Genomic DNA, 26,920 nt, shown 5'->3' on the forward strand with positions numbered 1-26,920 from the left:
ATCCAGTTCGTGAGAGCGCCTTCGAAATCATCAGAGTAAGTGGTATTGGGTACCTGGCCTGCTTGCGGGCAGAGACACCCGTCGGTATTGTAGCCGGACACGGGCTCCAGGTTCATTCCCACGGCATCGGTTTGCATCCTGAACTTCCTGGCGATCGGCCGGTGTGATACCGGCCGTCCCGACCAGACTAAGGCAGGCCTGGTACAGCAAGGTTGTACAGATCGCCGTAAAGATGCCACCGGAGGCCAAGCGGTTAGTCTGCACATCGTAGTAGATTTTGTTTTTGGGCGATGCCGAGAGCCGTGACGGTTCGACCATTGAATGAGCCTCCATCGGTCATGAGAAAGACGGCCTTACTTTTGACGCCGCTGTTATAGTGAACGCCCCGTTATCACCAGTGCCGGTTTAGTAATAGACACTGGTCATCTTATCCAGATGCTTGAAAGGCGGGGATTTTGCATATTGCGGATGGCGCCACCGCCGCCAATATCTTCACCCAACAACCAGCGCACCGGCGCCGTGTCGTTACCGGCGCCATTGGTAAGATCAACGAACTCGCCCCTGAGATCAGAGAAGGACTCATTGATGGCGCCGGATTGGTAGTAGTAAAGAGGCCCGGATTCATGCTGGGTCACACAATGCCGATAATTCGTGTGCGAGCACGTCGTCGGCCAGTGCATAACCGACGGCGTCACCATACCCATCTGGCTTCCATTTCCAGAAACGCGTTGTTGTATGGGCATGCGCCTGGCCACGTCGGCGGGCAATAATGGACACTGGAGATCCAGCGACATGCCGGCGCCATTGATGCTATCCCGACCGTAGTAGCCTTATAGAAATCATACGTGTGCCCGGCGCGCCGCGAGCGCCCACCGCATGCGTATCGCCTCCGCTGCCCGTAGGATTGGACTCGTTGCACACCAGGGTTCCTGAAGTAGCGTCGAGCTGTGATTGGTGTTGCAAGTCAGGCGGTTGCGCGGTGTCCACCTGGTTGAAATGGGGCAGCACGATTCCGCGCTGGGCATCCACCAACGCAATTCTCGGATCGGCGCCAAGTCGTGAGTTGTCACCTCCAATTGCCAGACCAGAGATGTCATACCATTTCCGGGCGCCCTTAGGCATCGGATTGTAAATCCACAACGTTGGCGTGATCGTCACGAAGAGGTGTCCGTGGAGCAGAAGCCATATTCCTTGCCCAGGATGCCGAACGCCTTCATGGGCCGCGTCCAGCACTGATCGCAGGTTCTAATGACACCGCCGGTCCCAGCAGGATTTCGCCGCTGACCGAGTAGACATGGCTCTCTGCGTCCAACTCGACGATGATCTCTCCGGCCAGGATCGGAATGCCGGCATGAACTTGCTGAAAGCGTACAGAACAGCCCGTCTCGCTTGTACGCACGTGCCTGACATGCAGTTCTTGAGCCGGATCACTCCCAAACCAAACAACGTGCCGTACTGTTGCAGGAAGGTGAAACTTGGCAGCCACAGGCTCCACGATGACCTGGCCGTCAGGTGCGGCCCAGTCAGAAAATGAGCAGGATCGGTGCCGATAAACCGCAAGTAGCCGGTTTGCGGGTGTATGTCCAACCGGATGGTACCGTCGGTTTTGACGTTGCAGTTGCTCGACCCGCAGCGGATCGAAAGGGGATGCAGGCCCTGGACATACCCAGGCCACTGCGGTCATCGGGCGGTGGGCCTCCGGAACAGAGCGAGCCCGGTTCGACAGTGCCATCGTCAGCCCAAACAACCGGCGGGGCGCCTGGGACGACAAAATTCCGCAGGTGGGGAGAGTACAAACACCAGCGTAAGGACAACAGTCAGAATCACAGAATGGGTTTTCATCGCAAACTCCTTTTGATAGAACAAATTACGAAGGGTTCGTGAAGAGCAGGTTCCGCATTTTGCCGAGAAAACGCTGAGACACGAGAAGTCATATTTTCACGAACCCTAAACACACACCGTGACCACCCCACGGATCAGTTCTTGGGTGGCAATTCTCTCGGCGTGATGAGGCGGACGCCTTCGCCGATCAATACCTTCGCCAAAATGGGGGTAAGTCAAATGTGAACTAAACGGGCTTTCGTAGTAAAGTTGTTGTTGATAGTTTACGAAAATCACAACACAAGGACTAGCGAAAGCCCATGCCTGATATTGTAGCACGTTTAGAGTGTATCGAATCATTAGTGACGGCGACGACGCTGCGCCAACTCAGCCGCATCATTGCGGCAGTGTTGGCCATGACAGGGCGGGTGACCATGCTTGGCATCTCGCGCTGGGCCGGTGAAGGGGGCAGTTATCGCACGGTACAGCGTTTTTTCTACACGGTAGTGCCGTGGGCGACGTTGTTTTGGGCGTTTTTCCGCCAGCATCTATATCGGCCAGACGATGTCTACATCATGGTTGGCGACGAGGTGGTGGTGAGCAAAGCGGGGCACCACACCCACGGGCTGGATCGTTTTTTTGCGGGGGTATTCGGCCGTGTGATTCCCGGCCTGGCCTTTTTCAGTTTGGCACTGGTCAACACCAAAAAACGCCGCTCATCTCAGCTGCGGATCGAGCAAGTCGTGCGCAGCGAGGAAGAAAAAGCGGCTAACCGTGCCAAGACAGTCGCTAAGCAGACGCCCAAACCGGCTGAGCCGCGCAAGCCGGGCCGCCCCAAAGGCAGTAAGAACAAAGCGGCAACCGAAATCACCCTGTCGCCGGAACTGCTTCGCATCCAAGCCATGCTGGAAGCTCAACTCAAACTTATGGGCAAATTGATCCCTCTGACCTATCTGGCCCTGGACGGGCATTTTGGTAACCGTTTTGCCCTGCACATGGTGCAGCAGTGCAAGTTACATCTGATTTCTAAGCTGCGCTCCGACTCGGCCTTGTACTTACCTTATACTGGCCCCTACAAAGGGCGTGGGCCGCACCGCAAATACGGCGACAAGCTGGATTACCAGAACTTGCCAGTCGAGTACCTAAAACAAACGACCGTTGACGGCCAGATCGAAACTCGCATGTACCATATTCGATGCCTGCATAGAGAGTTTAGCCAGCCGCTTAATGTCGTGGTTATCCTGAAAACTCATCTGCAAACGCAAGCCTACGCCCATGTCACCCTGTTCAGCAGCGATCTCACGCTCGCCTACGACAAACTGGTTGACTATTATTGTCTGAGATTCCAAATCGAGTTCAACTTCAGGGACGCTAAACAGTATTGGGGCCTGGAGGACTTCATGAATGTCTCCGAAACCGCCGTCACCAATGCCGCCAACCTCTCTTTGTTCATGGTCAACTTCTCCCAGGGCTTACTGCGCAATCTCCACGACACAGACCCAGATTGCAGCGTCCTAGACCTTAAAGCGCACTATCGCGGTGCCAAATATGTGACCGAGACCATTAAAATGCTTCCCGAAAAGCCCGAGCCAGTTTTATTGGCCCGCATCTTCAGTAAACTAGCCGCCTTGGGCCGCATTCATGTCGCTCAACCTACCCCCAACTCGCCCTAGCTGGCGGTGCTCCCCGCCCACGCTCACCACCGCCTCGCACTCCGCCAGCACCTGCCGCGCCTCGTCCAGATCCGGGTAGCGCAGCTTCGCCATGATCTCCACGGCGCGGCGGGCGAAGGGCAACGCCTCCGCGGGATGGCCCTGGCGGAGCAGCGCCACGGCGATGCGCTGGCAGTCGAACCCCACCAACTCCGCCCGGCCGAGCTTCTCGGCCAGCGCCAGCGCCTCGCGGGCCAGCCGCTCGGCCTCGGGCCACTGCTCCCGATCGAGCGCCAACTCGGCCAGGTTGCCGGTGTAGGTGGCGACCCCTTCGCGGTCGTTGATCTTGCGCGCGATGCGCAGCGCTTCGCCGTAGTCGCGCTCCGCCGCGGCGTAGTCGCCCGCAAGCTGCTCGGCTCGGGCGAGACTGTTGAGGCCGATCGCCACGTCCTCGCTCTCCGCGTTGAGCGCGCGCCACAACGCCAGCGCTTCCTGGTACGCCGCAATCGCCGCGGCGTAGTCCTTCGCCAACCCGTGGCCGAGGCCGCGCAGGCGGATGGCGGAGGCGCGTTCGCGCGCGCCGGCGCGGGCGGCCTGCCAGTGTTCGGCGGCCCGGTCGGCCCAGTGCAGCACCTCCGCCGCCTGCCCGCGCAGATAGCACATGTATCCAGCCCCATCGGCGCGCCAGCCCGCCTTCGACCAATCCTGGGCCGCGACTGCCTTAGCTTCCGCCTGCTCGAACAAGGCCAGCCGCTCGTCCCAGCGGCCGAAGAAGTTCAGGAAGGTCGCGAGCGCGTCGCACAACGTTTGCAGGCGGTCGTTGGGGCCGGCCAGGAAGAGCGGCAGGGCCGCGGCGACCGTGGGCCACTCGGCCTCCAGCGCGGGGAAGCGCTCGTACTTCTGGTAGCCGTTCTCCAGCGCCAGCGCGTAGGCCCGGTCGGTCAGCCGGCCGGCGGTCGCGGCCACGGCCTCGGGCCGGCGGCGGCGCAGAAAGTGCGCGGCCAGCGGGGGCAGCAGGAAGGTCGCGCCGTCGGGGCTGGCGACGACCAGGGCGCGGTCGGCCAGGTCTTCCAGCGCGGTCAGCGCGGCCGGCTCAGCCAGCCCGGCCAGGTCGGCTACCCACGGCACCTTGGCCGGCTGGGTGAAGTGCGTCAGCGCGGCGAGGACTTTCGTCTCGCTCTCGCTGAAGCCCTCCACCAGGTCGCCGAAGATGTATTCCAGCGGGTCGTTGCCCGCCGGCGCGGCGCGCAGGAAATCGCAAGCCGCGGCCACGGTGCGGCACTGCCCCCGGCCCAACTGCCCGGCCGTCCACTGGATCAGCAGCGGGTTGCCGTGCGTCAGCTCGTAGAGCGCCTGCCGCTCGGCCGCGGTCGCACGCGCCAGGAGGCGGTTGCGCTTCGCCAACTCGTCCAGCAGCGAGAGCGCGTCAGCCAGCGCCAGGCGGTCCAGCCGGATGGCGCGCGCGTCCACGTCGCTGCGCCGCCGGCTGGTGACGATGGCTTTGTTGCCCTCCGGCAGGCGGGCCAGGAACTGGAAGACCCGCATGCGTTCGGTTTCGTTCAGCGTCTCCAGGTTGTCAATCACGATCAGCGCGCGCTGGCCCGCCAGCGCGCGGCGCACCGTGTTGGCGCGCTCGGCCGGGTCGCTCCTGGCGATGTCGGCCTGCCCCAGCTCGCGGGCCAACTCGGCCAGCAGCGCCATGTAGTTCGGCAGCATGAAGTCGGCCAGCGGCTGCTCGCCCGCGGGGGTCAGCTCGCGTACCTTGGCCGAGAGGAAGATCCTGGCCGCGAAATCTTGTGCGGGGGCCAGGTGGCCGGCGCGCACGGCCAGCGCGGTCTTGCCGATGCCGCCGGGGCCGTCAATCAGCGCGCCCCAGGTGCGCGCCTCGGGCGAAATCGCCTCGGCAATGCTCTGCAGTTCCGCTGCGCGGCCGAAGAAGTAGGGCTGCGAGGGTAAGGTGGAACGGAGGGGAGGCGGCGGCGAGGGTGGGACAGGCGGCGGGGATGCGAGCGCCGCACGTCGTTCCAACTTCAACCCCACCGTTTGCAGTGTGTGCAGCACGAACTGCGCGGCGTTGCGCGCGGCGGTCGCCTGCCGCGCGTCCTTGTCCATGCCCTTGTTGCCGTCCGCCCAGTCGCAGATGGCCTTGACGAGGATCCAATCCACCTTGCGGTCCTGGCAAGCTACGTACAATCCCGCGCCCTCCATCTCGCCGCCGATGGCTTCTCGCTCGAACTTGATGAGCTGGTCTCGAAAGTCAACGTTATCTACCAGCTTGTCGCCCGAAAGAACCAATCCAAAGCGCACCTTGAGCCCCTTGGAGGGTTCGTCTTCTTCATCTTCTTCATCTACCTGGTAGAGGTCAGCGCTCTGAAGCAGGTTGTACAAATCGGTGGAGGCGTGCGGCCGGTCGCCGCGCGGGATGATATCGATCCGACCCTCCTTGTCCACGCCAACGCGTTGCAAGTCGTACAGCATGAGTTGTTCAGAAACTAGAACATCGCCGATGGTCTGCTTCTTTTCGTTGACCCCGAAGGCGATACCGACCATGATCACCGCTGAAGGCGAAAGGGCTTCGATACCCTTTCCAATGGTCTCTTGGGAACCTCCTGGGCCGCTCGTCCCCTTCTGGGATTGCACCATGAACACGCGAACGTCGTTCACGATACCCAGGTCATGATAGACTCGGCCGTTAATCGTCTCGGGCCGCGCCTTCTGGCCAGTTGCTGTGAGAAACACCCTGAAGACGGCTTGAGCCTCGACTTCGGTGACAGTCACGAGCAACACATCAGCTTGCGGTGTCATGGCGTTCCCTCCTGGCACGACCAGTCCGCGCCGGCCGCCCACAGTGCCTTGAGCTCGGTCTTGAAGAAGTCATACCAGCGGCCGTCCTGCACGCGCAAGAGATAGCGCGGCATGGACTCCGTGGTTACGCGGAAGCAGTAATGCTCCAGGTAGAGCGCGCCGGCGCCGGTGTCGGGGTTGGCGGCCAGCGCGCCGTAGGCCAGCGGGTGTTGGATGGTGCGCACCTCGACGCGGCCGGGCGCGGCCTGGCGCAGGTCGCACAGCAAGTCCAGCACGTAGAGGATCTCCTGGCGCTTCTTCTCCAAGTCGCGGCGGGTGTAGCCGCGCGCGACGGCCATCTCCAGCCCCGCGCCGTCCGGGTGCACCAGCAGGACCCGGAGCCGGTGCCCGCGCTGGAGCTTGCGTTCGAGCAGCGGGTAGTTGCTGGTCACGGTGCGGTGCAGACTGACGCCCACCAGCCACAGCTCTTCAGCAGTTTCGAGATCGGACTTGTAGCTGGGCGGAAACTCCTCGCGGAAGAAGTCGTCGAGCGATCGCTCCCGCTGCTGCAGCAGCTCGTCCATGCGGTGGCGGTTGCCCAGGCTCGTGATCGCGAGCAGCGCCAGCACGGCCAGCGTCAAGGGCGCGAGCAAGGTCGTGGGGGCCACACCCACCAGGTTCAACACCACGAACGCGACCGCGGCCGCGATGGTCAGGTAGAGGTCAACGTTTTCGCCCTTGCGGAGGTCGTTCCAGATGCGGCGTAGGGTCAGCATGGCAACTCCTTTCGGTGTGGACACGGGTCGCGTCGGTAGACGGGGGTAGTTTACACCACGAACGGGGGAAACGCGAAATGTCCTTACGCCTGCTGAGCCAATTTCCGCTTGACGCGCCTGTAACGCGGCGCGATAATGACCCTGTGATGCCATCTGTGCACTTGGAACTGATTTGGAGGATAACAAATTAGCGCCATGACCCAAATGCCCGTTCTCGAAACCGCACGCCTCCTGGTTCGGCCTTTTGTGCTCGAAGACCTGCAGGACGTTTATCAACTCCTCGATGTTGAGTTGAGCCAGGCAGATCTCCGTACCGATAAGATGGAGACGCTTACCGAACGCGCCCAGTGGTTGCAGTGGGCGGTGCTCAATGACGCGCAACTCGCGCAGCTCCACCAGCCGCCGTATGGCGATCGCGCGGTGGTCCTCAAGTCAACGGGGCAACTGATCGGCGCTTGTGGCTTTGTGCCCTGCCTGGCCCCCTTTGAACAGTTGCCTGGCTTCGCCCCTGGCGACCGTTTGGGAGGCGCCAGCCTTTACTCAACGGAGTTTGGCCTATTCTATGCGATTTCCCCAGCCCATCAGCGCCACGGCTACGCAACGGAGGCCGCGCAAGCGCTGATCCATTATGCGTTCCGGTATCTGCGGCTCCGGCGTGTGATCGCGACGACGATGGATGACAATGTCGCTTCGATAGGGGTGATGAGAAAGCTGGGCATGCGGATCGAGAACAATCCGTCTCCCGAACCGCCGTGGTTGCAGGTGGTGGGCGTTCTTGAGAACCTCTGAATAGTGATCTGTGAGGTGAAAGGACATGGACACCAAGCTCATGGTACGATATGCCATCCGCGAGACCCTTGGTCTCCTCGGCATGGGCGTAGCACTGTTCTGGCCCGCCGGGCGGCTGGACTGGTGGCCGGGCTGGGCCGCGCTCGCGGTCATGGCCGCCTGGATCGCGGCGATGGCCATCACCCTCATCCGCCTCAACCCAGGCCTGCTGGCTGAGCGCCTGGGGCCGCGTAAGGGGGCAAAACCGTGGGACACCGTTATCATGAGCCTTCTGGGCCTGATTCAGTTAGCGCGCTACATCATCGCCGGACTGGATCAGCGTTATGACTGGACAGGCGGCTTGCCTGCGGCGGCGCAGCTTGCTGCGTTGGCCCTGTGTGTGCTGGGTTATGCCCTGGTGGTCTGGGCGACGGCTTCCAACGCGTTCTTCTCGCAGATTGTGCGCATTCAGTCTGAGCGCGGCCACACGGTCGTCCGTGGCGGCCCGTACCGCTACGTGCGGCATCCGGCCTACATCGGCGCAATTCTATTTGAACTGGCTGTGCCGGTTTTGCTCGCTTCCTGGCCGGCTTTGATCATCAGCGGCTTGAGCGTCCTCCTGCTCATCCTCCGCACGGCACTCGAAGACCGCACCTTGCAGGTGGAGTTGATCGGCTATGCCGGCTATGCGCGCCAGGTGCGTTATCGCCTGTTGCCGGGCATTTGGTAGGCGAGAGAGAAACGCTACGCTAACAAGGAGTGACCTATGTCATGGCAAACGCAACGCCTCGCCGATCCCCTCCCCTGGCTGCTAGACGCGGATACCCGCCGGCGCCCTACAAATTAGAAGACGAGCGGGGGGTGAATGCGGGGGGCTTCGCTCGGGGGGGGGGGGAGCAAAAGGGGGGGCGGAGGGGCGGCCAATCCATGGCTAGCGAACCACGAACACCCGGCAAACTCCGGGCGGGCTTTATCCCGCCAGCGGGCGGGCGTTCAAGAAGATCCGCCCCAAGAGGGGAAGGGCTCGGTGCAGTTCCCACTTGGCCAGCCATTGCCCAAGGACCTGATTCGCCGGATCGTCGAGTTCAGGGTCGAACAGAGCACCGGCAAGGCCTCGAAATAGGGCGCGATCACTCACATGCTACGGATGTTTGGAGCGCGAAGGCGTTTGGAGCGCGAAGCCACGAAGGTTCGCGAAGGACACGAAGCGCGAAGGCCCTCGCCGCGGCGCGTCTCTTCGCGCCCTTCGTGCCACTTCGCGCCTTCGTGATCCAAACGTGCGAGCCCTTCGTGATCGCCTTCGTGATCCAAACGCCCGCGCTCCAAACGCTCGCGATGAGATACGCGTCGCGTCGGCAGACAGGGATAGTTTACTCCACGAACGAGGAAATTGAGAAATGCCCTTTCGTCTGCTGAGCCAATTTTCGCTTGACGCGCCTGTGACGCGGCGCGATAATGGCCCTGCATACCAATGGAGCCCAAACATGAGAAACCTACTCGCCGCGGCGCGTCCCTTCGCGCCCTTCGTGCTTCGCGCCCTTCGTGCCACTTCGTGCCTTCGTGCTCCAAACGCCTTCGCGCCCAATGCACCCACCCTGCGGGCCTTGCGTGTCCTGCAGGCCGTTGCCTGAGTCAGGCGCCGGGGTAGCCGCTGCTGGCTGCGTGCGCCGCGCCGCGGGCCGCGGCCACCGTTTGCACGTAGCTGTCGGCTTTGAGCGCGGCCAGCGGATCGAGCGGCACATTCATTTCGGCCCGCACTTGCCGCAGGAGGGGACGCACATCGGTCTGGAACGCGTCCGCCAGGATCAGATGACTGCCGAGGACGTCGCCGGCCTCTTGCCTGGCGCGCAGGGCGGCATAATCCACGATCAGGGCTTTGGCCAGGGCCGTCTGGCAGTTGAGGATGCTGAGGAGCATGGCTTCCAGCTTCGGCTCGATGTTGTGGCTCTGGTCAATCATGTAGGCCACATTGGCTGCCCCTTCGCCCGCGCTGACCAGTTCGCTGAAAATGACGAACAGTTCCCACGGGTTGGTGCTGCCCACGATCAGATCATCGTCCCCGTACTGCCGCGCGTTGAAATGGAAGCCTCCCAGGCGGCCCTCGTCCAGCAGCAGCGCCACGATGTGCGCCACGTTGGTGCCCTGCGCATGATGCCCCGTGTCCACCAGAACTTCAGCCTGCGGTCCAAGCTTTTGGCAGAGCGCGTACGCCATGCCCCAATCGGCCAGGTCGGTATGGTAGAAGGCCGGCTCGAAGAATTTGTATTCAAGCAACATGCGGCTGCCAGGCGGCAGGTGTGGATAGACCTCGGCCAGCGTCTCTTGCAGCCGGTGTTTGCGTGCGCGGATGCTATCCTGCCCGGCGTAGTTCGTGCCATCGGCCAGCCACACCGACAGGATGTCGCTGCCGGTTGCCTGCATGATGGCGCAGCACTCGATCATGTGATCTCTGGCGCGCTGGCGCACGGCCGCTGAAGGATGGCAGACGCTGCCGAGCATGTAGACATCGTCCTGGAAGAGATTGGGGTTGATGGCCCCTAGCCTGATGCCGAGTTCGCCGGCAAACTGCCTCAGGGCCGCCCAGTCAGCGGCCGTATCCCACGGGATGTGCAAGGCGACGCTGGGCGCGATGCCGGTTAGTCGGTTCATGTAAGCCGCATCGGCGATTTTTTCTTCGACGGTGCGCGCGGCGCCGGGCTGGGCAAAGACCTTGAACCGTGTGCCGCTGTCGCCGTAGCCCCAGGACGGGGTTTCGATGTGCTGCTGTTTGAGTGCGGTTTTCACGCGGGCCAGATCAAGGCCGCGGCCGGCAAGCGTATCGGCGAGGGCGGCGTACCCGCTCTGTGATTCTGGCATGGCTGCCTCCTGTCCTTAGTCGAGGTGAAACACTTCTTCCAGTTCCAGCATCGCCTCGTTAGGTAGGGTAACTCGATCAACTGCGTGACCCGTGCCAGGAAACGCGCGGCCGGCGCGCCATCAACCAGGCGATGATCGAAGGTCAAACTGAGGCTCAGCCGGGTTCGCGCCTCGATGCGGTCGTCAGCAACCACCACCGGCTTGCGTAACAGACGGCCGATGCCCAGAATGGCAGCTTGCGGCGGCGTGATGATGGGCGTAAAGGTATCCACCCCATGCAAGCAGCAGTTCACTCGCCAGCGGTGCGCTGCCTGACTGGCCGGGCACGGACAAGGACGCTGATGAGGAACGGAAAATCGTGGTCTCGTTATGCATTTAGCGTTATCCTCAAACTGTAACCATTCCGGTCGGCGCAGGCCGACCTTGCGGCGGAACGCCCCGTAGCCCCGAATTCATTCGGCGGCGGCTCGCCAGCGGTGCGCTGCCTCGGCCGGGCACGGACAAGGCACGCGGAGGAGGAACGGAAAATCGTGGTCTCGTGGGGCGTTTGGGGTCTTCCCCAGCTGCTGCCCGGGCGGGGGCCGCGGGGGCGGGGGGGGGGGGGAGGGGGGGGGGGGGGGGGGGGGGGGGGGGGGGGGGGGGGGGGGGGGGGGGGGGGGGGGGGGCCTTGCGCCTGACCATGTGATCGGCCATCGCCTGGCGTGCGGCAACAGGATCATGCGCGGCAATCGCGTCATAGACCTGACGATGGCACTCCCAGGCCCGCTCTAACTCGCCCGCCACCTGAAAGGTGCGCCGGCGGCTCTCGCGTAACAAATCCGTAATGGACGACATCAGGATCAGGAGGACCGTATTTTGGCTCGCCTTCGCGATTTCAAGATGAAAACTGGTGTCGAACTCCACATGCTCCTCGACATTTTCTGCATGAGGTTGGGCGATGAGTGCGGCCATGGCCGTTAGGCCTGCCGGGGTCGCCCGTTCTGCGGCCAGTGCAGCCATTTCCGGTTCCAGGATGGTCCGCACTTCGTTCAACTGCTCGAAGGCCAGTTCGCCGTTCTGCAGCATGAACAGGCCAGCGTCCAGCACATTCCAATGCGTGCGCGGGTTGACGGTGGAGCCTCGGCCATGCTCCACGTTCAGAATACCCTTCGCGGCCAGGGTCATCAAGGCCTCGCGCACCGCCACGCGACTGGTTTGGAACATGTCGGCCAGGTCGCGTTCAGGAGGGAGCCGGTTGCCCTCTGCGTAGTAGCCCTGCGTAATGGCCGACAGGAGCTGCCGGCTGATCTGTTCGCTTAATTTTTCACGCCGTAACGCCCGAAAGGTCGGTTCACACGTGGTCATACGCGCCTCCAGCGCCAGCACAGAGCGCCCGAACGAACGGTGCGCTTCGTCATTGTGCGAGTGGTCTGCTGTTTGTGTTATCATGTGGTATTACCAATTATTAATGCCATTATACCTGAGCCGCTGCGACCTGCCAAGTCCTCCCCGCATTGGCCGTCCTTTGCGTTGTAGCCCCTGGCACGCTATAATGGCGCCGAACGAGCGACAAAGCCAGCCATCTGTGACTTGGCCGGCCTTGTATCCGTCTTCTTTGCGCCCTTCGCGCCCTTGCGCCCTTGCGCCTTTGCGTTGAATAACGATCCCTACCCATGTGTCTGACCAGTGCAGATCATGCCCCTACCGGCGCCGGTGATGAATGGGTACCCGATGGAGGTGAACGATGACCCAAGTCTTGATCGTGGATGACCAGGAACAGAATCTCTACCTGCTGCAGGTGCTGCTGGGGACGTATGGCTACGCGGTGCGGTCAGCCCGCAACGGAATCGAGGCGCTGGAGATGGCGCGCCGCGAGGCGCCGGACCTGATCATCACCGATATCCTGATGCCCGGCATGGACGGTTTCGGCCTGTGCCGCGCGTGGATGGCCGATGAGCATCTGCGCCGTGTGCCGTTGGTCTTCTACACCGCCACTTACACCGATGCGCAGGACGAGGCGCTTGCCCTGAGCCTGGGCGCGGCGCGTTTCATCGTCAAGCCGGCCGAGCCGGATGCCTTCGTCGAGGCGGTGCGCCAAGTGTTGGCAAATCACGCCGCGCAGCGGCTGGCCCCGGACGAGGAGCCGCGCCCGACCGATGAACCTTTTTATCAGCAGTACAATCATGCCCTGATCCGCAAGCTCGAAGCCAAGATGGTGCAGCTCGAAGAGGCGAACCGCGCACTGGAACGCGACATCGCCGAGCGCAAGCGGGCGGAGGCCGAACGCGAGCGACTGCTGGCGCAGGTGCAGGCGCAGGCCAAGCAAATCACGCAGATCGTCGAAAGCGTGCCAGACGGGATGCTGCTGCTCGATGCTGCGGGCCAGGTACTGTTGACCAATCCGGCGGCGCGGCGTGATCTGGCCGTGCTGACTGGCGCTGAGATCAGCGCCCGCGTCACCGCCCTGGGCGGCCGGCCGCTCGCCGAACTGATGGCGCCACCCCCATCGGGCCAATGGCATGAACTGCACGTCGGCACTCGCACCATCGCGCTGACGGCTCAGCCCATCAGCAGCGCCGCGGCGCCCGAAAGCTGGCTGTTCATCACCAATGACATTACGGAGCTGCGCGACCAACAGCGCTATCGCCAGATGCAGGAGCGCCTGGCCACCGTCGGCCAACTGGCCGCCGGCATCGCCCATGACTTCAACAATATCATGGGCGCCATCATGCTCTACGCCGGGCTGCTCGAGAAGGCGCCCGAACTGGCCCCGCGCCACCAGCGCTACGCCGCCACTATTCGACAACAGGCCGATCACGCTGCCAACCTCATTCGTCAGATCCTCGACTTCAGCCGGCGCGCGCCCATGGAACGCAATGCCCACGACCTGCTCTCGCAGGCCAAGGAACTCGTCAATCTGCTCGCACGCACCCTGCCGGAACACATCAAGCTCAGCATCCGCTACGACCGCAACGAGTACATCGTTCAGGCCGACCCCACCCGGCTGCAGCAGGCGCTGATGAACCTGGCGCTCAACGCCCGCGATGCCATGCCGCAGGGCGGCCGCCTGACTTTCACCCTTTCGACCCTGACGCTGGCGCCCGGCCAGCCAGCCCCGCTGCCCGACTTGGGGCCGGGGCCGTGGGTGCGTGTGGACGTGGCCGACACGGGGACGGGGATTTCGCCGGAGCACCTGGCGCGGGTCTTCGAGCCGTTCTTTTCGACCAAAGCCCCCGGCCAGGGCACCGGCCTCGGCCTGGCGCAGGTCTACGGTATCATCAAGCAGCACGAGGGCGCCATTGACGTCACCAGCCAGATGGGCGTGGGCACAACCCTTACGCTCTATCTGCCGCTCTGCGCTGAACCGGCGGCCGCACCGGCTCCCGCGTCCGCCATGGACCTCCCGACCGGCAGCGAAACGATCCTGCTGGTGGAGGACAACGCGGCCGCACGCGCAGCGGTGGGCGAGGCGCTGGAGGGGCTGGGCTATCGGGTTGTGTCGGCCGGGACCGGTCACGAGGCGTTAGCCGCGCTGGCTGAGCCAGGGCACGGCGTGGCCCTGGTGCTCAGCGACATGGTGATGCCGGAGATGGGCGGGCTGGAACTCTACCGCCGGCTGCGCGCCGCGCACCCGGCGCTCAAGCTGCTCTTCATGACCGGCCACGCGCTGGCCGAGGGCGGCTACGAGGAGTTGGCGCAGGCCGGGGTGCCCTGGCTGCAGAAGCCCTTTGCCGTGGCCGACGTGGCCGCCAGGGTGCGGGCTGTGCTGGACGCGTAAGACCCTGCACCACCCACACCCGATTGACCACTTTTAGTAACTGCTCACCCTGCAGGCCGATTTGGACAGGATGAACAGGATGTACAGGATTCTTGCTCTGCGGTGTGCAAAACTACCGCCACGAGAGTTCGAATATCCTGTCAATCCTGTGAATCCTGTCTGAATTCCAGGCAGACCCAGCAGTTACCACTATTAGGAGGTTGCCATGGACGCCACCCATCTGCGGATCATCATCGGAGACGACGAGCCGGCGGCCGCCGAGGCCATCCGTCGCGCCTTCGAGGCTGCCGACATCGCGGTCGGGATCGAGACAGCGGCGGCACGCTGGCGCATACCGGCGAAACAGCCGTGGCCGCGCGGCCGCCGGACATCGCACTGCTACCTGAACCTGCCGGATGGCGGCGATCAGGCGCGATTGACCACCCCGCCAGACACGCCAGCGGCGGCCTGCCCGGTGCGTGGTGATGTACCAGGTACCGGCCACGGAGAGCCCGCCGTGGGAGGTATGAAGGCCCCACGCTGGACTACGTGGTCGAATCCGGCCGATGGTTCGCCGCCATGCAGCCATTGCCGTGGCGTACCTTTGCGTGCGAGGAAGCGCCGATCCACGAGCGCAAGCGCGCGGAGGAGGCGTTGCGAGAATCCGAGACGCGTTTTCGCCTGTTGACCGAACTTGTCTCGGATTACGCGTACGAGCTCCGCATCCGGCCGGACGGAACCCCGCGGGGCGAATGGCTGACCGAATCATTCACCTCCATGTTTGGTTACTCGTTAGAGGAAAATCAAGCGCGCGGCGGACTCTTCAGCATCGTCCTGCCGGAAGATCTGCCAATTGCGACTGAGCATTTCCAGCGCGGCGGCAGGAAAGGCGGACGTGACGGAAATGCGTTTTCGTGACGCGCGGCGGCGAGACGCGCTGGTTGCGCGATTATGCGCCCGGTGTGGGACGACGCGGCAAAAGGTAACCCGCATTTTTGGCGCGGCGCAGGACATCACCGAACGCAAGCGGGTGGAGGAAGCGATGACGACCGAGCGGTCGCTGCTGCGCACCCTGGTGGACAACCTGCCCGACTCGGTTTACGTGAAGGACCTCGCCGGCCGTAAGACCCTGGCCAATCCGGCTGACATCCGCAAAATGGGCGTCGCCTCGGCGGCGGAGGCGCTGGGCAAGACCGACTTCGAGGTCTTTCCCCCTGACTTGGCCGCAACCTTCGACGCCGATGATCAGCATGTCATCCAGACGGGCCAGCCCGTGCTCAATCGCGAAGAGCGCTTCATCCTGCCGGATGGCAGCCAGGGCTGGCAATTGACTTCCAAGGCGCCGCTGCGCGACCGCGCCGGCCAGGTGATCGGCCTGATCGGCATCGGCCATGACATCACCGAGCGCAAGCGGGCGGAGGAGGCGCTGCGTGAGAACGAGGCGCGCCTGCGCCATCTTCGAGCGCGCCAATGACGCCATCCACGTGGATAACGCCGATGACCAAATCCTCCAGGTCAATCCGCGCATGGGCGAGCTGACGGGCTACAGCCGCGAGGAACTGCTCACGATGCGCGTTTCGGACCTGCAAGCGCCGGAAGTGCGCGGACAATCCGGCAACGTCGTCAGAAACGAACTGGCGCGTCACGGGCATGTCGCGTTCGAAAGCCTGAATCTCCATCGCAGTGGGCGGCGCATCCCCATCGAAGTCAGCGTCGCGTGCATCGAAAGCGCCCAAGGCGACTTGTATGTGTCCATCGTGCGCGACATCACCGAGCGCAAGCAGGCGGAGGCCGAGCGGGAACGGCTGCTGGCGCAGGTGCAGGCCCAGGCCGAACAGATCGCCCAGATCATGGACACCGTGCCCGAAGGCGTGCTGCTGCTGGACGCCGACGGCCAGGTGCTGCTGGCGAACCCGGCGGGTGTGCGCGATCTGGTGACGCTGGCCGGCGCGGCCGTCGGCGAGCGGCTCACCCACCTGGGCGACCTGCCCCTGGCCGAGCTGTTCGCTGCCGCGGAGCGCGGCGGGCCGTGGCACGAAGTCCGGGTGGGCCGGCACATCTTCGAGGCCATCGCCCGATCGGTCAGCGCGAACAGCCCTGCGGCGGGACATTGGGTACTGGTCATCAACGATGTAACGCAGGCGCGCGACCTCCGCGATCAGCTCCAACAGCAGGAACGGCTGGCCGCCGTCGGCCAATTGGCGGCCGGCATCGCCCACGACTTCAACAACATCCTGGCGATCATCGCGCTGCAGGCGCCGCTGATCGCCCGTGCCCCTGGCCTGGCCGAGCGCGAGCGTGAGCGCCTGGCTATCATCAGCGAGCAGACCAGCCACGCTACGCGGCTGATCCAGCAGCTCCTCGACTTCAGCCGCCGCGCGGTGCTGGAACGGCGGCCGCTCGACCTGGGGCCGTTGCTGAAGGAGCAGGTCAAGCTGTTGGCCCGCACTCTGCCTGAGTCAATCGAAGTGACCCTGGTGTGCGAGCCGGGCGAGTACGTGGTGCTGGCCGATCCTACGCGGCTGCAACAGATGCTGATGAATCTGGCGGTCAACGCGCGCGACGCCATGCCCGCGGGCGGCACGCTGCGCCTGACCCTGGCGCAGCAAGAGACGGCCCCGCGGCCCGACCTGCCGGCCGGCCCCTGGGTGCGGCTGGCGGTGACGGACAGCGGCACGGGGATCGCGCCCGAAACGCAGGCGCACCTCTTCGAGCCGTTCTTCACCACCAAGCCGCGCGGCCAGGGCACCGGCCTGGGGCTGGCGCAGGTCCACGGCATCGTCAAGCAGCACAACGGCGAGATCACGGTGGACTCAGCCGTGGGCCAGGGGACCACCTTCACCATCTACCTGCCAGCCGTGGCAGAGGCCGCGCCCGCGCAAAACCCCGCGCCAGCTCCAGCCGCGGCGGCCGGCGGCGACGCGCAGTTGATCCTGATCGTGGAAGATAACGATGTGCTGCTGGACGCCATGTCCGACATTCTGGAGATGATGGGCTATCGCGTGACCAGCGCGGGCAACGGCGTAGAGGCGCTGGCCGTGCTGGCGACGCGTGGCGACACGATTGCGCTGGTGCTCAGCGACCTGATGATGCCGGTGATGGGCGGTGAGGCGCTCTTGCGGGCCATGCGGGCGCGCGAGCTGACCATGCCGGTGGTGATACTGAGCGGGTATCCGCTGGAGGGCGAGCTGGTGGGGTTGAAGACGCAGGGCCTGGCCGGCTGGCTTCTCAAACCGCCGGATTTGGATGACCTGAAGCGGCTGTTGGCGCAGGCGTTGGAGAGTCCGGCTCCACGGATGGCTGAGTAGTTACGAAATCCGGCAGATTCTGCGCGGCGGCCGGCGCCACTGAATGATAAGACCGCCATTCCCCCATCCCCCCATCCCCCTATCAGGAGAAGAACATGAACGCATCGCAAGCACTCCATGCCGCGGGCCAGTCGGTATGGTACGACAACATCCAGCGCGGCTTGCTGGACAATGGTGTCATGGCCGGCATGATCGCCCGCGAGGAGATTCGCGGCGTGACCTCCAACCCGACGATCTTCATGAACGCGATCACGAAATCGGCCGACTACGCGGACGGGCTGCTCCCGCTGGCAAAGGCCGGCCTCAGCGCGCAGGAGATCTTCTGGCAGCTTGCGATCGCGGACATCCAGACCGCCGCAGATCTGTTTCGCCCGCTGTACGACCAGAGCGGCAAGGGAGATGGCTTCGTCAGCCTGGAAGTCAGCCCGTATCTGGCGCATGAGACGGACGCCACGCTGGCGGAGGCCAGGCAGCTTTGGCAGCGCGTGGACCGCCCCAACCTGATGGTGAAAATCCCCGCCACGAAGGCCGGCCTGCCCGCAATCAGCGCCGCGATTGCCGCGGGCATCAACGTCAATGTCACCCTGATCTTCTCCCGCACCCGCTATGCCGAGGTGATGGACGCCTACTTGCAGGGCCTGGAGCAGCGCGTGGCCGCAGGGCTGCCGCTCGACTCGATCAGCTCGGTGGCGTCGTTCTTCGTCTCACGCGTGGACAGCAAGATAGATGCCCGCCTGCGCGACCAGGACGCTCACCTGCGTGGAAAGGCCGCGATTGCCAATGCCCGCCTGGCCTATGCCGACTTCAAGGAGGTCTTCGCCGCCGAGCGCTTCCAGACCCTCGAGGCCCGGGGCGGCCGTGTGCAGCGCCCGCTGTGGGCATCCACCGGCGCCAAGAACCCGGCCTACAGCGATGTGCTTTACGTCGTGGAGTTGGTCGGCCCGCAGACGGTCAACACCATGCCGCCGCAGACCCTGGCCGCGCTGCTGGATCACGGCCGGGTGCGGCCCGCCAGCCTGGAAGAAGACCTGGACGCCGCCCGCCAGACCCTGGCCGAACTGCAGGCGCTGGGGATCGTGATGGACGCAGTGACGGACGAGCTTGAGGACGAGGGCGTCAAGTCCCCGCGGACGCGTTCACCGCCCTGCTGGCCGCGGTGGAAACGAGCCGCCAGGCTGCTCGTTGAAAATGCCTTCACGGGGTAACTGCTGGGTCTGCCTGGAATTCAGACAGGATGTACAGGATTGACAGGATAGGTGGCTCTGCGCGCCGATTGTTCTCCCCACCACCAAACGAACATCCTGTTCATCCTGTACATCCTGTTCATCCTGTCCAGGTCGGTCTTATTATCTGGCGGTGCAGTTCAGCGCCGCGTCACGAGACGCTTGAGGGCTTGCCAGGCGCTTTCCAGGTTCATTTTCGTGTTGAACTCGAATTCGCCTTCGTAGTCGAGCAGCAGGGGGATGATGGGGATGGTGAGCTTGAGCTTGTGTTTGACATCGAGGCCCGGCGCCTCGATCAGGTCAGCGGTCTGACGCACGCTCGCCAGCAGCGGTTGATCCTGGATGTGGACAGCCTCTTGCTTGAACTCCAGCAGGGCCGCGCTGACCGGAGCCAGCCAATAAGCCAACTCATCATGCGTCAACGTCGCGGCGTCGAGCAGATCGAGCAGCGCGGCGACCTCGGCGGCGTGCTGCTCGTCGAGGCGCGCCAGGATCGGGCCGATGATGCGCTGTTCGCTCAGGTCGAAGCGCATCAGCACGGCGCCGAAGCCCTGGCGCAACGTGGCGTCCACCTGCTGCACCTGCGCCTGCACCTGGGCCAACAAACCGCGCAGTTCCGCGGCGCTCATCGGCGCACCGGGCTGCTGTGCGGCGCGCGGTCACCAGGTGCGCGGTTTCCACGGCTGACCCGCCCGCGCCAAAGACATTGACCATCATGCCGTTGTCGCCGATGATGGTGTTGGTCGCCTGGCCGATGTGGATTCGATACTTGGACCCGGCTGCCGGCGCCGGCGCGTGCAGCCACTCGATGATGCGCGCCAGGTCAGCGGGCGCGGGGAAGTCGGCCGGCGCCGGTGCGGCCAGGGGAAGAAGGACCGGCTGGCCCGCGCCGCGTGGTCCTCCCAGGTGGCGCAGCACCCGGTGATCGCGCAGCGCGGCCGGCGTCAGCAGCGCGATCACCGGCGCGGACGCGGCGTCAGGGCCGGGTTCAACCACGGCGACGCCCAGGGTGGTCAGCAGGGCGGTCAGACGCGCCGCGGCGTCCTGACCATCAACGGATGCAAAGGCAAGCATAACGTTCATGCCTCACCCCTGGCCCCCTCTCCCGTCGTGGAAAAGCACGCGGAGAGGGGGCGGCCCCCGGCCCCTCTCCCGCGAGCTTCGTCGGGAGGGGGGGTGAGGCACCCGTCTGGCCCCCTCCCGTCGGGAAAGCACGCGGGGGGGCCGGTCGTCAGGAGAGGGGTGAGGGTCTGAACGCTTACAGGCAAGCACTACGTTCATACGCGTTTCCTGCGCGAGCGCGGCGCGGGCTTGGATTCCAGCCAGCCGGCGATGTCGGTCCACAGTTCGGGCGCCTCCAGGACCTCGGCAAATTGCTGCACCCACAGTCGAATCCGCTGGCGGTCCAGATTGGGATGACGTTCGATCACCGCCTGGATATCTTCCATATCTTGGCGGCGGTGCGCCACGGCTTTCATCCGGGGGGGCCCGGCGGCGGGGCCGGCGGGCCCGGGCCCGGGGGCGGGCCGGCCGGCCCCCGGCGGGGGGGCGCGCCCCCCCCGCGCCGGGCGGCGGGGGGGGGGGGGGCCCCGCGGGGGGGGGGGGGGGGGCGGGGGGGGGGGGGGGATGATCACGCCTTGTTGCGACCACGCATCCAGGACCAGTTGCACTGCAGCCAGGGCGTTCATCAAGGGTCGGACTGTCGCGGATGTAGTCATGGCAGACTCTCCTTTAGTTTGGTCCAGCGGGCGCGTACGCGGCCGAGCTCGGCCTGCGTGTCAGCCCCACGGACCAGCCAGCCCATCAGCGATGCAAAATCCCAGATCGCTTCAGTCTGCTGCCAAAGCAGATCGAGCGGCGCCGCGCGGCGTTCCTGGGCTTCGAACTCCGCCACCGCTTGCCAGCGATCGCGGAAGAGAAGGGCCTCGGCGCGCGTCAGACGCGGCGTCGGTTGGTCCGCGGCGGCGAGGGTTTGGGCTGTGGACATCGCTTCCTCCTCTGGGTATGCAAGCTGCGAATGTACAGACTGCGGAAGTCTAGCCTTGCGCGGCGGCCAGATCGCGGCGCAGAGCGGCCAGGCGCGGCGCGTCCGGCTCCAGCGCGGCCGCGGCTTCGATATCAGCCTGCGCCGCGGTGAAATCGCCCTGCTCGATCTGCACGCCGGCGCGGTTGCGCAGCAGCATGGCGTTGGTTGGATCGAAGGCGAGGCCGCGACTGTAGGCCGCGATCGCCTGCTCCGGATCATTGGCGTCTGTGTCATCGGCGTGGTGATTGCCCAGGACGTTGCAGGCCCGGCCGGCCTGCTGGCGCAACCCGGTCGCCAGGCCAGCATCGACCTGGCCGGCCAGGGGAATGGCCAGCCGCACAGGTCAATCACCGCGGTGTGGGATCGGACATCAATCTGCTCACCATGAGCTTGATTGTAGCTCTCCATCAGCACGACCAGCAAAATCGCCAGCCGGGTCACGGTCTCACGCTCTTGATCGGCCAGGGCCTGGCTGATCTGGCCGGCCAGGGCAAACAGCGCCTGCGCCTCGTGCAGGACGGGGTGGTCGGCCAGGGCCTGGGCCAGGGCCTGGTCGGAGTCAACCTCCCGCAGGGCGGAGAGGGCCAGTGCCAGCGGATCCTGGGCGGCTGCGTCCATCTCAATAGCCGCGGTGATGGCGGTCAACACCGCGCGGCCGATTTCCAGATACTGGACGTGTTGATAGACCTCGAACAGCTGCACGGCGTCCGCGGCGGCGGCCAGGGCCTGGCGCAGGCGGGCGCCGCGGTCTTCGCCGGGCAAGCTCGCCAAATCACTCAGCAGAACCGCCCGGTTGTTCTGGGTCTGAGCGTAGTCGAGGGGCACGTCGCGCCGCATGTGCAGGGCTTCGTCGTAGGCGGCCAGGGCCTGGCGCAGGCGGGCGCCGCGGTCTTCGCCGGGCAAGCTCGCCAAATCACTCAGCAGAACCGCCCGTTGGGGCACCGGCGCTGCGCGGCGGGCCGCGCGCCATCACCAGCAGAACCGCCCGGTTGTTCTGGGTCTGGCGTAGTCGAGGGGCACGTCCGCCGCATGTGCAGGGCTTCGTCGTAGGCGGCCAGGGCCGGGGGCGGGCGCGCGGTTCGCCGGGCAAGCTCGCAAATCACGCAGCAGAACCGCCCGGTTGTTCTGGGTCGCGAGGCAGGGGCAGCCGCATGTGCAGGGCTTCGTCGTAGGCGGCCAGGGCCTGGCGCAGGCGGGCGCCGCGGTCTTCGCCGGGCAAGCTCGCCAAATCACGCAGCAGAACCGCCCGGTTGTTCTGGGTCGTCGCGTAGTCGAGGGGCACGTCGCGCCGCATGTGCAGGGCTTCGTCGTAGGCGGCCAGGGCCTGGCGCAGGCGGGCGCCGCGGTCTTCGCCGGGCAAGCTCGCCAAATCACTCAGCAGAACCGCCCGGTTGTTCTGGGTCTGAGCGTAGTCGAGGGGCACGTCGCGCCGCATGTGCAGGGCTTCGTCGTAGGCGGCCAGGGCCTGGCGCAGGCGGGCGCCGCGGTCTTCGCCGGGCAAGCTCGCCAAATCACTCAGCAGTAGCCCGGTTGTCGGGTCGCGGCGAGGGGCGGCCGCGTCGGGGTCTAGGCGGCCAGGGCCTGGCGGGGGTCTTCGCCGGGCAGCTGGCCAAATCACGCAGCAGATTGCCCGGTTGTTCTGGGTCGGCGCAGTCAGGGGCACGTCGCGCCGCATGCAGGGCTTCGTCGTAGGCGGCCAGGGCCTGGCGCAGGCGGGCGCCGCGGTCTTCGCCGGGCAAGCTCGCCAAATCACTCAGCAGATTAGCCCGTTTCGGGGGCGGGGGGCACGGCAGGCGGGCTTCTAGGCGGCCAGGCGGCGCGGCGGTTCGCCGGGCAAGCTCGCCAAATCACGCAGCAGAACCGCCCGGTTGTTCTGGGTCGTCGCGTAGTCGAGGGGCACGTCGCGCCGCATGTGCAGGGCTTCGTCGTAGGCGGCCAGGGCCTGGCGCAGGCGGGCGCCGCGGTCTTCGCCGACGACCAGGGTGGCCGCGGCCTGCAAGGCGTTGCCGCGACTCAGCAGTGCCTGCCCCAGGGCGCGTGGGCTGCCGCTGTGCTGCGCCTGCGCCAACACCCGGTCCGCCCAGCGCAGATACTCGGCGCCCAGGTTCTGGCTACGCAGCAGGTCGGCGCAGTTACTCAACAAGGCCTGGGCCGTGTCCAGGCTCTCCTGCAGCGCCCAGGTGAAGGCGTGACGCAGGTTGGGCAGGTCAGGCGCCATGATGTAGTAACGTTGGGCGTCGTCGGCTGCGGCCATGGCGGCCAGGTAGTGGCGGGCGTGGCGCTCGGGCCAGCGGTCGCGCTCGGTCGCACCTTGCTGTTGCAGGGCGAAGCCGCGCAGGATGGCGTGCTGCCGCCAGCGCCCGCCCGCTTGCCGGCGCAGCAATGAGCGGGCGGCAAAAATGTTCAACTGCGCCTGGGCCGCGACCTCGTTCTCTTCCCAGAACGCTGCGGCCGCATCGGTGGCGAAGTTGGCCTCGTAGGCCAGACAGCCCACGGCGCGGAAGTGGCGCTGAAGGGTTGCACCGTCCGGCGCGCGCCCCAGCGCGTCGTAGCTGTAGCGCAGGACGATCTCCAGCCGCCGCACGCGCGTCAGGTCATCGTCCAGCGGCGCGCCGTCCAGCGCCAGCCCCAGGGTCATGTCTGCTTCCAAGCGCGCCACAAGGCCGGCCCATTCGTCCGGGCCGTGGCTGGCCAGGTCGCCGACGGCAATCTCCAGCGCCAGCGGGTGGCGGCCCACGGCCTGCGCCAGGCGGCCGGCCAGGGCCGGGGAGAGATCGGGAATGACCTGAGCAACCAGCCCCAGGGCATCCGGCACGCTGAGCACGTCCAGTTCCATGGGTCGCCCCACATCCCGGGCCACACGTTCGTCACGCGTCGTCACCAGCAGGTGAGCATCAATCGGCAGAGCCGCGCGAATGGGCGTCAGTGCCGCGCGCTCCCAGACGTTGTCGGCCACCAACAACAGGCGGCCGTGGTCGGCCAGCAGGCCGCGCACGATCTCCGGGGCAAAGTGGGCGCCGGCCAGAGCGGCGGCCGGGTTGGCGCCGGGAAGTTGCTGGGCAGCCACGAACAGGCGGTAGGCCTGCACGTCCATGCTGTACGCGTAGGCGGCCACCCGGCTCAACTCCGGCCCGACGCTTTCGGCCGTGGTCATGTCGGGCGTGAGCCGCAGCCAGAGCACACCGCCAGGGTAATCCGCGGCGTACGCTTCGGCGTACATGGCGGCAAGGGTGCTCTTGCCCACGCCGGGCAGTCCGTGCAGCGCACCGCTGACCCCGCGATCTACGCCCTTGCCGATCACGGCTGTGCTGCCCGCGGTTTCCAGCGCGCGGCGTAGGTCGGCCAACTCCGCGCGGCGGCCCACGGCGTTCTCGGTCAGATTGCGCTGGAATTCCTCAGGGCGGCGCCACTGCAACGGCACCACGCCGAACTGATTGATGGTGATGCCGTTGTCGCCGATGGTGCAGTTTTGGGCGCTGACGACTAGGTACTTGATCTGCTCGCCGTCGGTCGCCAGGGCTTGCAGCCCAGGGGGCGCCTCACGGCCAAGTGCAATCTGCGCCCCCTGGGAAGACGGCGGAGCTGCGCGCGCATGGCGGGCCAGCCGCGCTTCTTGCACCAGCGCCAGCCGCGGCGATGCGCGCCTCGGCCTGCGCGTCGCCCGCCTGGCGTGTCACATCCAGCAGCAGTTGCAGGGTCTCGCGGGCGTCGGTCGTGATGAGCAGGTTCTGGCTTTGCAGCAGCGCCGCAGCCTCATCGTCCTCCGCCTCCACGAACTCGCTCACCGCCTGGCCGAGCGGGCTGTGCTGCAGCCGTTCCAGCGCCTGCTCCTGCGCCTGCTGCCGGCCGCGTTGCCGGTTGAACTTGCACGCCGCCTCGATGCCCAAACGCCGGCAGGCCGCCAGCAGGCCGATGTGCTGCTCGATGTCGCGGTTGTCGGGGTTATTCATGCGCAGCAGGGCCAGCACGGCCGCGCCCTGCTCGCCCACCAGTTCGCCCGCGTGGTCGGTGAGGAAGGCTTGCGACGCCGGCCAGTCGGGCGTCTGGATCCAGGCGATCAGGCGGGCGACCAGCGCTCGTCCGCCCTCGTCGCCCAACGGGGCCAGTGTGCGACGGGCCGCCTGTGCGGCCGCGCGCCAGGCGCGCAAGGCATACAACCGGCGGCCCAAATCCGCGGCCTCCTCGCCGCTGACGGCCGCGATCCTGGCCTCGGCCGCCGCCTCCAAGCGGTCGAGATCCTCATCGGCCGTGCCCGCCACCAGCCCCATCAGGCCGGCGGACTCACTAGCCGTCTCGAAAATCAGCAGCAGCCGCTCGTCCGCGCTCATCGCGTTCATGGCGGCGGCCACGACGCGGGCGGCCGGCAGATCCTCAATGCGGATACGGCGCAGCCCATCCAGGCGTTGACGGATGGCCGTCGCTTCATCCCCCTCGGTCGCAGCCAGGTGCGCGGCGGCCGTGCGTTCCAGGTCGTCCAGGCCGGCCTCATCCTCCCCGACCGCGAAGCTGAGCATGGCCGCCAGGTCTGGCACGTGCATGAAGGCTTGAAAACGTTCCTGCGCCGCCGCGATCTCCGCTTGCCCCGGTGCGGCCATTGCGGCGGTATTCGTAGGCGATGATGGCTGCATGAATGCTCCTTGCCGTCCAGCGGCGGTGATGGCGGAACGGGGGATGAGGGTATTATAACACAGGGGTTGGTGTAGGTAGAGATCAGAGATCAGAGATCAGAGATCGAGTTTCGTGGAAGAAGGGAGTTTTCGAGTCTCCAGTCTCCAGTCTCCGGTCTCCTGTCTCCGGTCTCCTGTCTCCTGTCTCCGGTCTCCGGTCTCCAATCTCCAATCTCCAATCTCCAATCTCCGGTCTCCAATCCCCGGTCTCAAATCTCCGCCAACACCCTCTCCAGCACCCGGATCGCACGCAAGTATTCCTCGATGACGATGTGCTCCTCCGGCGTGTGATCGAGGCTGGCATCGCCGGGGCCGTAGGCCGCGATGGGGCAGTGCCAGGCCGGGGCGACGACGTTCATGTCGCTGGTGCCGGTCTTGAGGAGATAGCCGGGCTGGCCGCCTTCCCGGCGGATGCCGGCCAGCAGGCTGCGCACCAGCGGGCTGTTCTTGTCGGCCACCCAGGCGCGCTCCTGGCCGGAGAAGCCCAGGCTGCACACGGCCGGCCCCGCGCTGACCCCCTGCGCCAGCCCGGTCAGCTCGCGCTCCAGGCCGGGGATGTCGGCCTCTGGCGGCAGGCGCAGACCGACGCGCAGGTCGGCCCACTCGCTCAGGCCGTCGGAACCGCTCGCCATGCTGCGCAGGCTGGGCAGCAGTTGGCGAAACGGGCCTTCGCGCTCCTGGTTGTAGTTTTTCGTGTAGCCAATGACACCCTGCCACCAGTGTACGGCCTGTTCGTTGACCCCCAGGCGGTTGCCCGCGCTGTGACCGCAAGGCCAGGCGACGTGCAGATCGGCCAGCAGGCGTCCTTTGTAGCCCAACGTCACCCGCTCCCAGCCGCTCGGCTCACCGATCAGGCACGCGCTGGGGATGCCCTCCGCCAGGAAGCGGTCGCGGATGTGCCGCGCCCCTTTGCTGCTGGCCGCCTCTTCCTCGGTCGCGCCGATCACCACGAAGCGCACGCCAGCGCGGGGGCCGATCCGCGCCACGGCCGCGGTGAACGCCGCGAGCGGGCCTTTGGCATCCACCGCGCCGCGGCCAAACAGCCTGCCGTCCTCCATGCGCACGGCAATGCGCCCGGGCACCGTGTCCTGATGACCGAGCAGCACGATCGTGACCGCCGCCGCGGGATCGCCCATCTCGCCCACCGCGTTGCCGGCCTCGTCCACGCAAGCCTTCGTGTAGCCAAAGGCTATCATCTGGCCGGTCAGGAAATCGGCATGAAGCCCTTCAGCGCCCGACAGGCTCTCGATGCCGAGCATGTCGCGCAGGAGTTGGACAGCCTGTGTATCGTTCATAGTGCAAG

Annotated in this window: 25 protein-coding genes; 10 read left to right on the plus strand and 15 right to left on the minus strand. The window is 65.6% G+C overall.

Annotation, left to right across the window (positions count from 1 at the left end; translation table 11 throughout):
* Positions 1 to 422: 422 nt before the first annotated feature.
* Positions 423 to 794: a M4 family metallopeptidase gene (locus tag IPF85_RS00005; protein WP_343406006.1), complete on the minus strand. Its 372-nt coding sequence runs from the start codon at positions 792 to 794 to the stop codon at positions 423 to 425.
* A 419-nt stretch (positions 795 to 1,213) separates the two neighbouring features.
* Entirely contained in the window at positions 1,214 to 1,732 is a 519-nt protein-coding gene (locus IPF85_RS00010; RefSeq protein WP_343406306.1) for a hypothetical protein, read from the minus strand.
* A 409-nt stretch (positions 1,733 to 2,141) separates the two neighbouring features.
* Here IPF85_RS00010 and IPF85_RS00015 point away from each other — a divergent pair, with 409 nt between their 5' ends.
* On the plus strand, positions 2,142 to 3,494 hold the full coding sequence (locus tag IPF85_RS00015) for a transposase (protein ID WP_343406007.1): 1,353 nt from the start codon (positions 2,142 to 2,144) through the stop codon (positions 3,492 to 3,494).
* Here IPF85_RS00015 and IPF85_RS00020 read toward each other — a convergent pair.
* Both IPF85_RS00020 and IPF85_RS00025 read right to left on the minus strand, forming a co-directional pair.
* A complete protein-coding gene (locus tag IPF85_RS00020) occupies positions 3,441 to 6,278 on the minus strand; it encodes a tetratricopeptide repeat protein (RefSeq protein WP_343406008.1) in 2,838 nt (945 codons plus the stop codon). The genes IPF85_RS00015 and IPF85_RS00020 overlap by 54 nt on opposite strands.
* Entirely contained in the window at positions 6,275 to 7,033 is a 759-nt protein-coding gene (locus tag IPF85_RS00025; protein ID WP_343406009.1) for a hypothetical protein, read from the minus strand. The genes IPF85_RS00020 and IPF85_RS00025 overlap by 4 nt, the downstream gene beginning before the upstream one ends.
* A gap of 195 nt (positions 7,034 to 7,228) precedes the next feature.
* Here IPF85_RS00025 and IPF85_RS00030 point away from each other — a divergent pair, with 195 nt between their 5' ends.
* A complete protein-coding gene (locus IPF85_RS00030) occupies positions 7,229 to 7,822 on the plus strand; it encodes a GNAT family N-acetyltransferase (protein WP_343406010.1) in 594 nt (197 codons plus the stop codon).
* Positions 7,823 to 7,847: 25 nt separating this feature from the next.
* A complete protein-coding gene (locus IPF85_RS00035) occupies positions 7,848 to 8,531 on the plus strand; it encodes an isoprenylcysteine carboxylmethyltransferase family protein (protein WP_343406011.1) in 684 nt (227 codons plus the stop codon).
* 902 nt (positions 8,532 to 9,433) lie between these two features.
* Here the strand turns inward: IPF85_RS00035 and rhaI are convergent.
* From rhaI to IPF85_RS00050, 3 genes are all read right to left on the minus strand, one after another.
* Positions 9,434 to 10,657: an L-rhamnose isomerase gene (gene rhaI, locus IPF85_RS00040; protein ID WP_343406012.1), complete on the minus strand. Its 1,224-nt coding sequence runs from the start codon at positions 10,655 to 10,657 to the stop codon at positions 9,434 to 9,436.
* Positions 10,582 to 10,950 (minus strand): 2-oxo acid dehydrogenase subunit E2, encoded by a 369-nt coding sequence (locus IPF85_RS00045; protein WP_343406013.1) that lies wholly within the window; start codon positions 10,948 to 10,950, stop codon positions 10,582 to 10,584. The genes rhaI and IPF85_RS00045 overlap by 76 nt, the downstream gene beginning before the upstream one ends.
* A 94-nt stretch (positions 10,951 to 11,044) precedes the next feature.
* Complete coding sequence (locus IPF85_RS00050; protein WP_343406014.1) at positions 11,045 to 12,085, minus strand: FadR/GntR family transcriptional regulator; 1,041 nt, start codon at positions 12,083 to 12,085, stop codon at positions 11,045 to 11,047.
* Positions 12,086 to 12,380: 295 nt separating this feature from the next.
* Between IPF85_RS00050 and IPF85_RS00055 the strand changes: the two genes are divergently transcribed.
* The 5 genes from IPF85_RS00055 (at position 12,381) to tal (ending at position 18,906) form a co-directional block, all read left to right on the plus strand.
* A complete protein-coding gene (locus IPF85_RS00055) occupies positions 12,381 to 14,414 on the plus strand; it encodes a response regulator (RefSeq protein ID WP_343406015.1) in 2,034 nt (677 codons plus the stop codon).
* Between the two features lie 528 nt (positions 14,415 to 14,942).
* Positions 14,943 to 15,311: a hypothetical protein gene (locus tag IPF85_RS00060; protein WP_343406016.1), complete on the plus strand. Its 369-nt coding sequence runs from the start codon at positions 14,943 to 14,945 to the stop codon at positions 15,309 to 15,311.
* Positions 15,298 to 15,867, plus strand: coding sequence for a PAS domain-containing protein (locus tag IPF85_RS00065; RefSeq protein ID WP_343406307.1), 570 nt, complete (start codon positions 15,298 to 15,300; stop codon positions 15,865 to 15,867). Before IPF85_RS00060 ends, IPF85_RS00065 begins: the two co-directional genes overlap by 14 nt.
* Entirely contained in the window at positions 15,824 to 17,701 is a 1,878-nt protein-coding gene (locus tag IPF85_RS00070; RefSeq protein ID WP_343406017.1) for an ATP-binding protein, read from the plus strand. Before IPF85_RS00065 ends, IPF85_RS00070 begins: the two co-directional genes overlap by 44 nt.
* 95 nt (positions 17,702 to 17,796) lie before the next feature.
* Positions 17,797 to 18,906: a transaldolase gene (gene tal, locus IPF85_RS00075; RefSeq protein ID WP_343406018.1), complete on the plus strand. Its 1,110-nt coding sequence runs from the start codon at positions 17,797 to 17,799 to the stop codon at positions 18,904 to 18,906.
* A gap of 158 nt (positions 18,907 to 19,064) precedes the next feature.
* Here tal and IPF85_RS00080 read toward each other — a convergent pair whose 3' ends face one another.
* Positions 19,065 to 19,553, minus strand: coding sequence for a hypothetical protein (locus IPF85_RS00080; RefSeq protein ID WP_343406019.1), 489 nt, complete (start codon positions 19,551 to 19,553; stop codon positions 19,065 to 19,067).
* 166 nt (positions 19,554 to 19,719) lie between these two features.
* Between IPF85_RS00080 and IPF85_RS00085 the strand changes: the two genes are divergently transcribed.
* A complete protein-coding gene (locus tag IPF85_RS00085) occupies positions 19,720 to 20,178 on the plus strand; it encodes a hypothetical protein (protein WP_343406020.1) in 459 nt (152 codons plus the stop codon).
* Positions 20,179 to 20,201: 23 nt separating this feature from the next.
* Here IPF85_RS00085 and IPF85_RS00090 read toward each other — a convergent pair whose 3' ends face one another.
* From IPF85_RS00090 to IPF85_RS00100, 3 genes are all read right to left on the minus strand, one after another.
* Positions 20,202 to 20,393, minus strand: coding sequence for a hypothetical protein (locus tag IPF85_RS00090; protein ID WP_343406021.1), 192 nt, complete (start codon positions 20,391 to 20,393; stop codon positions 20,202 to 20,204).
* A gap of 245 nt (positions 20,394 to 20,638) precedes the next feature.
* Positions 20,639 to 20,911 carry a hypothetical protein gene (locus IPF85_RS00095; protein ID WP_343406022.1) on the minus strand — a complete coding sequence of 91 codons (273 nt, stop codon included), beginning with the start codon at positions 20,909 to 20,911 and terminating at the stop codon, positions 20,639 to 20,641.
* Positions 20,912 to 20,960: 49 nt separating this feature from the next.
* Positions 20,961 to 21,290, minus strand: coding sequence for a tetratricopeptide repeat protein (locus IPF85_RS00100; RefSeq protein ID WP_343406023.1), 330 nt, complete (start codon positions 21,288 to 21,290; stop codon positions 20,961 to 20,963).
* A gap of 44 nt (positions 21,291 to 21,334) precedes the next feature.
* Here IPF85_RS00100 and IPF85_RS00105 point away from each other — a divergent pair, with 44 nt between their 5' ends.
* Entirely contained in the window at positions 21,335 to 22,000 is a 666-nt protein-coding gene (locus tag IPF85_RS00105) for a hypothetical protein (protein WP_343406024.1), read from the plus strand.
* A 49-nt stretch (positions 22,001 to 22,049) separates the two neighbouring features.
* On the opposite strand, the gene IPF85_RS00110 is transcribed toward IPF85_RS00105, so the two are convergent.
* The 4 genes from IPF85_RS00110 to IPF85_RS00125 form a co-directional block, all read right to left on the minus strand.
* On the minus strand, positions 22,050 to 22,460 hold the full coding sequence (locus IPF85_RS00110) for a hypothetical protein (RefSeq protein WP_343406025.1): 411 nt from the start codon (positions 22,458 to 22,460) through the stop codon (positions 22,050 to 22,052).
* A 291-nt stretch (positions 22,461 to 22,751) separates the two neighbouring features.
* On the minus strand, positions 22,752 to 24,569 hold the full coding sequence (locus tag IPF85_RS00115; protein WP_343406026.1) for an NB-ARC domain-containing protein: 1,818 nt from the start codon (positions 24,567 to 24,569) through the stop codon (positions 22,752 to 22,754).
* Positions 24,490 to 25,578, minus strand: coding sequence for a hypothetical protein (locus tag IPF85_RS00120; RefSeq protein ID WP_343406027.1), 1,089 nt, complete (start codon positions 25,576 to 25,578; stop codon positions 24,490 to 24,492). The genes IPF85_RS00115 and IPF85_RS00120 overlap by 80 nt, the downstream gene beginning before the upstream one ends.
* A 248-nt stretch (positions 25,579 to 25,826) precedes the next feature.
* Positions 25,827 to 26,912 (minus strand): [LysW]-lysine hydrolase, encoded by a 1,086-nt coding sequence (locus IPF85_RS00125; protein WP_343406028.1) that lies wholly within the window; start codon positions 26,910 to 26,912, stop codon positions 25,827 to 25,829.
* Positions 26,913 to 26,920 lie beyond the last annotated feature (8 nt).

The organism is Candidatus Amarolinea dominans, assembly GCF_016704685.1.
GTDB lineage: Bacteria > Chloroflexota > Anaerolineae > SSC4 > Amarolineaceae > Amarolinea > Amarolinea dominans.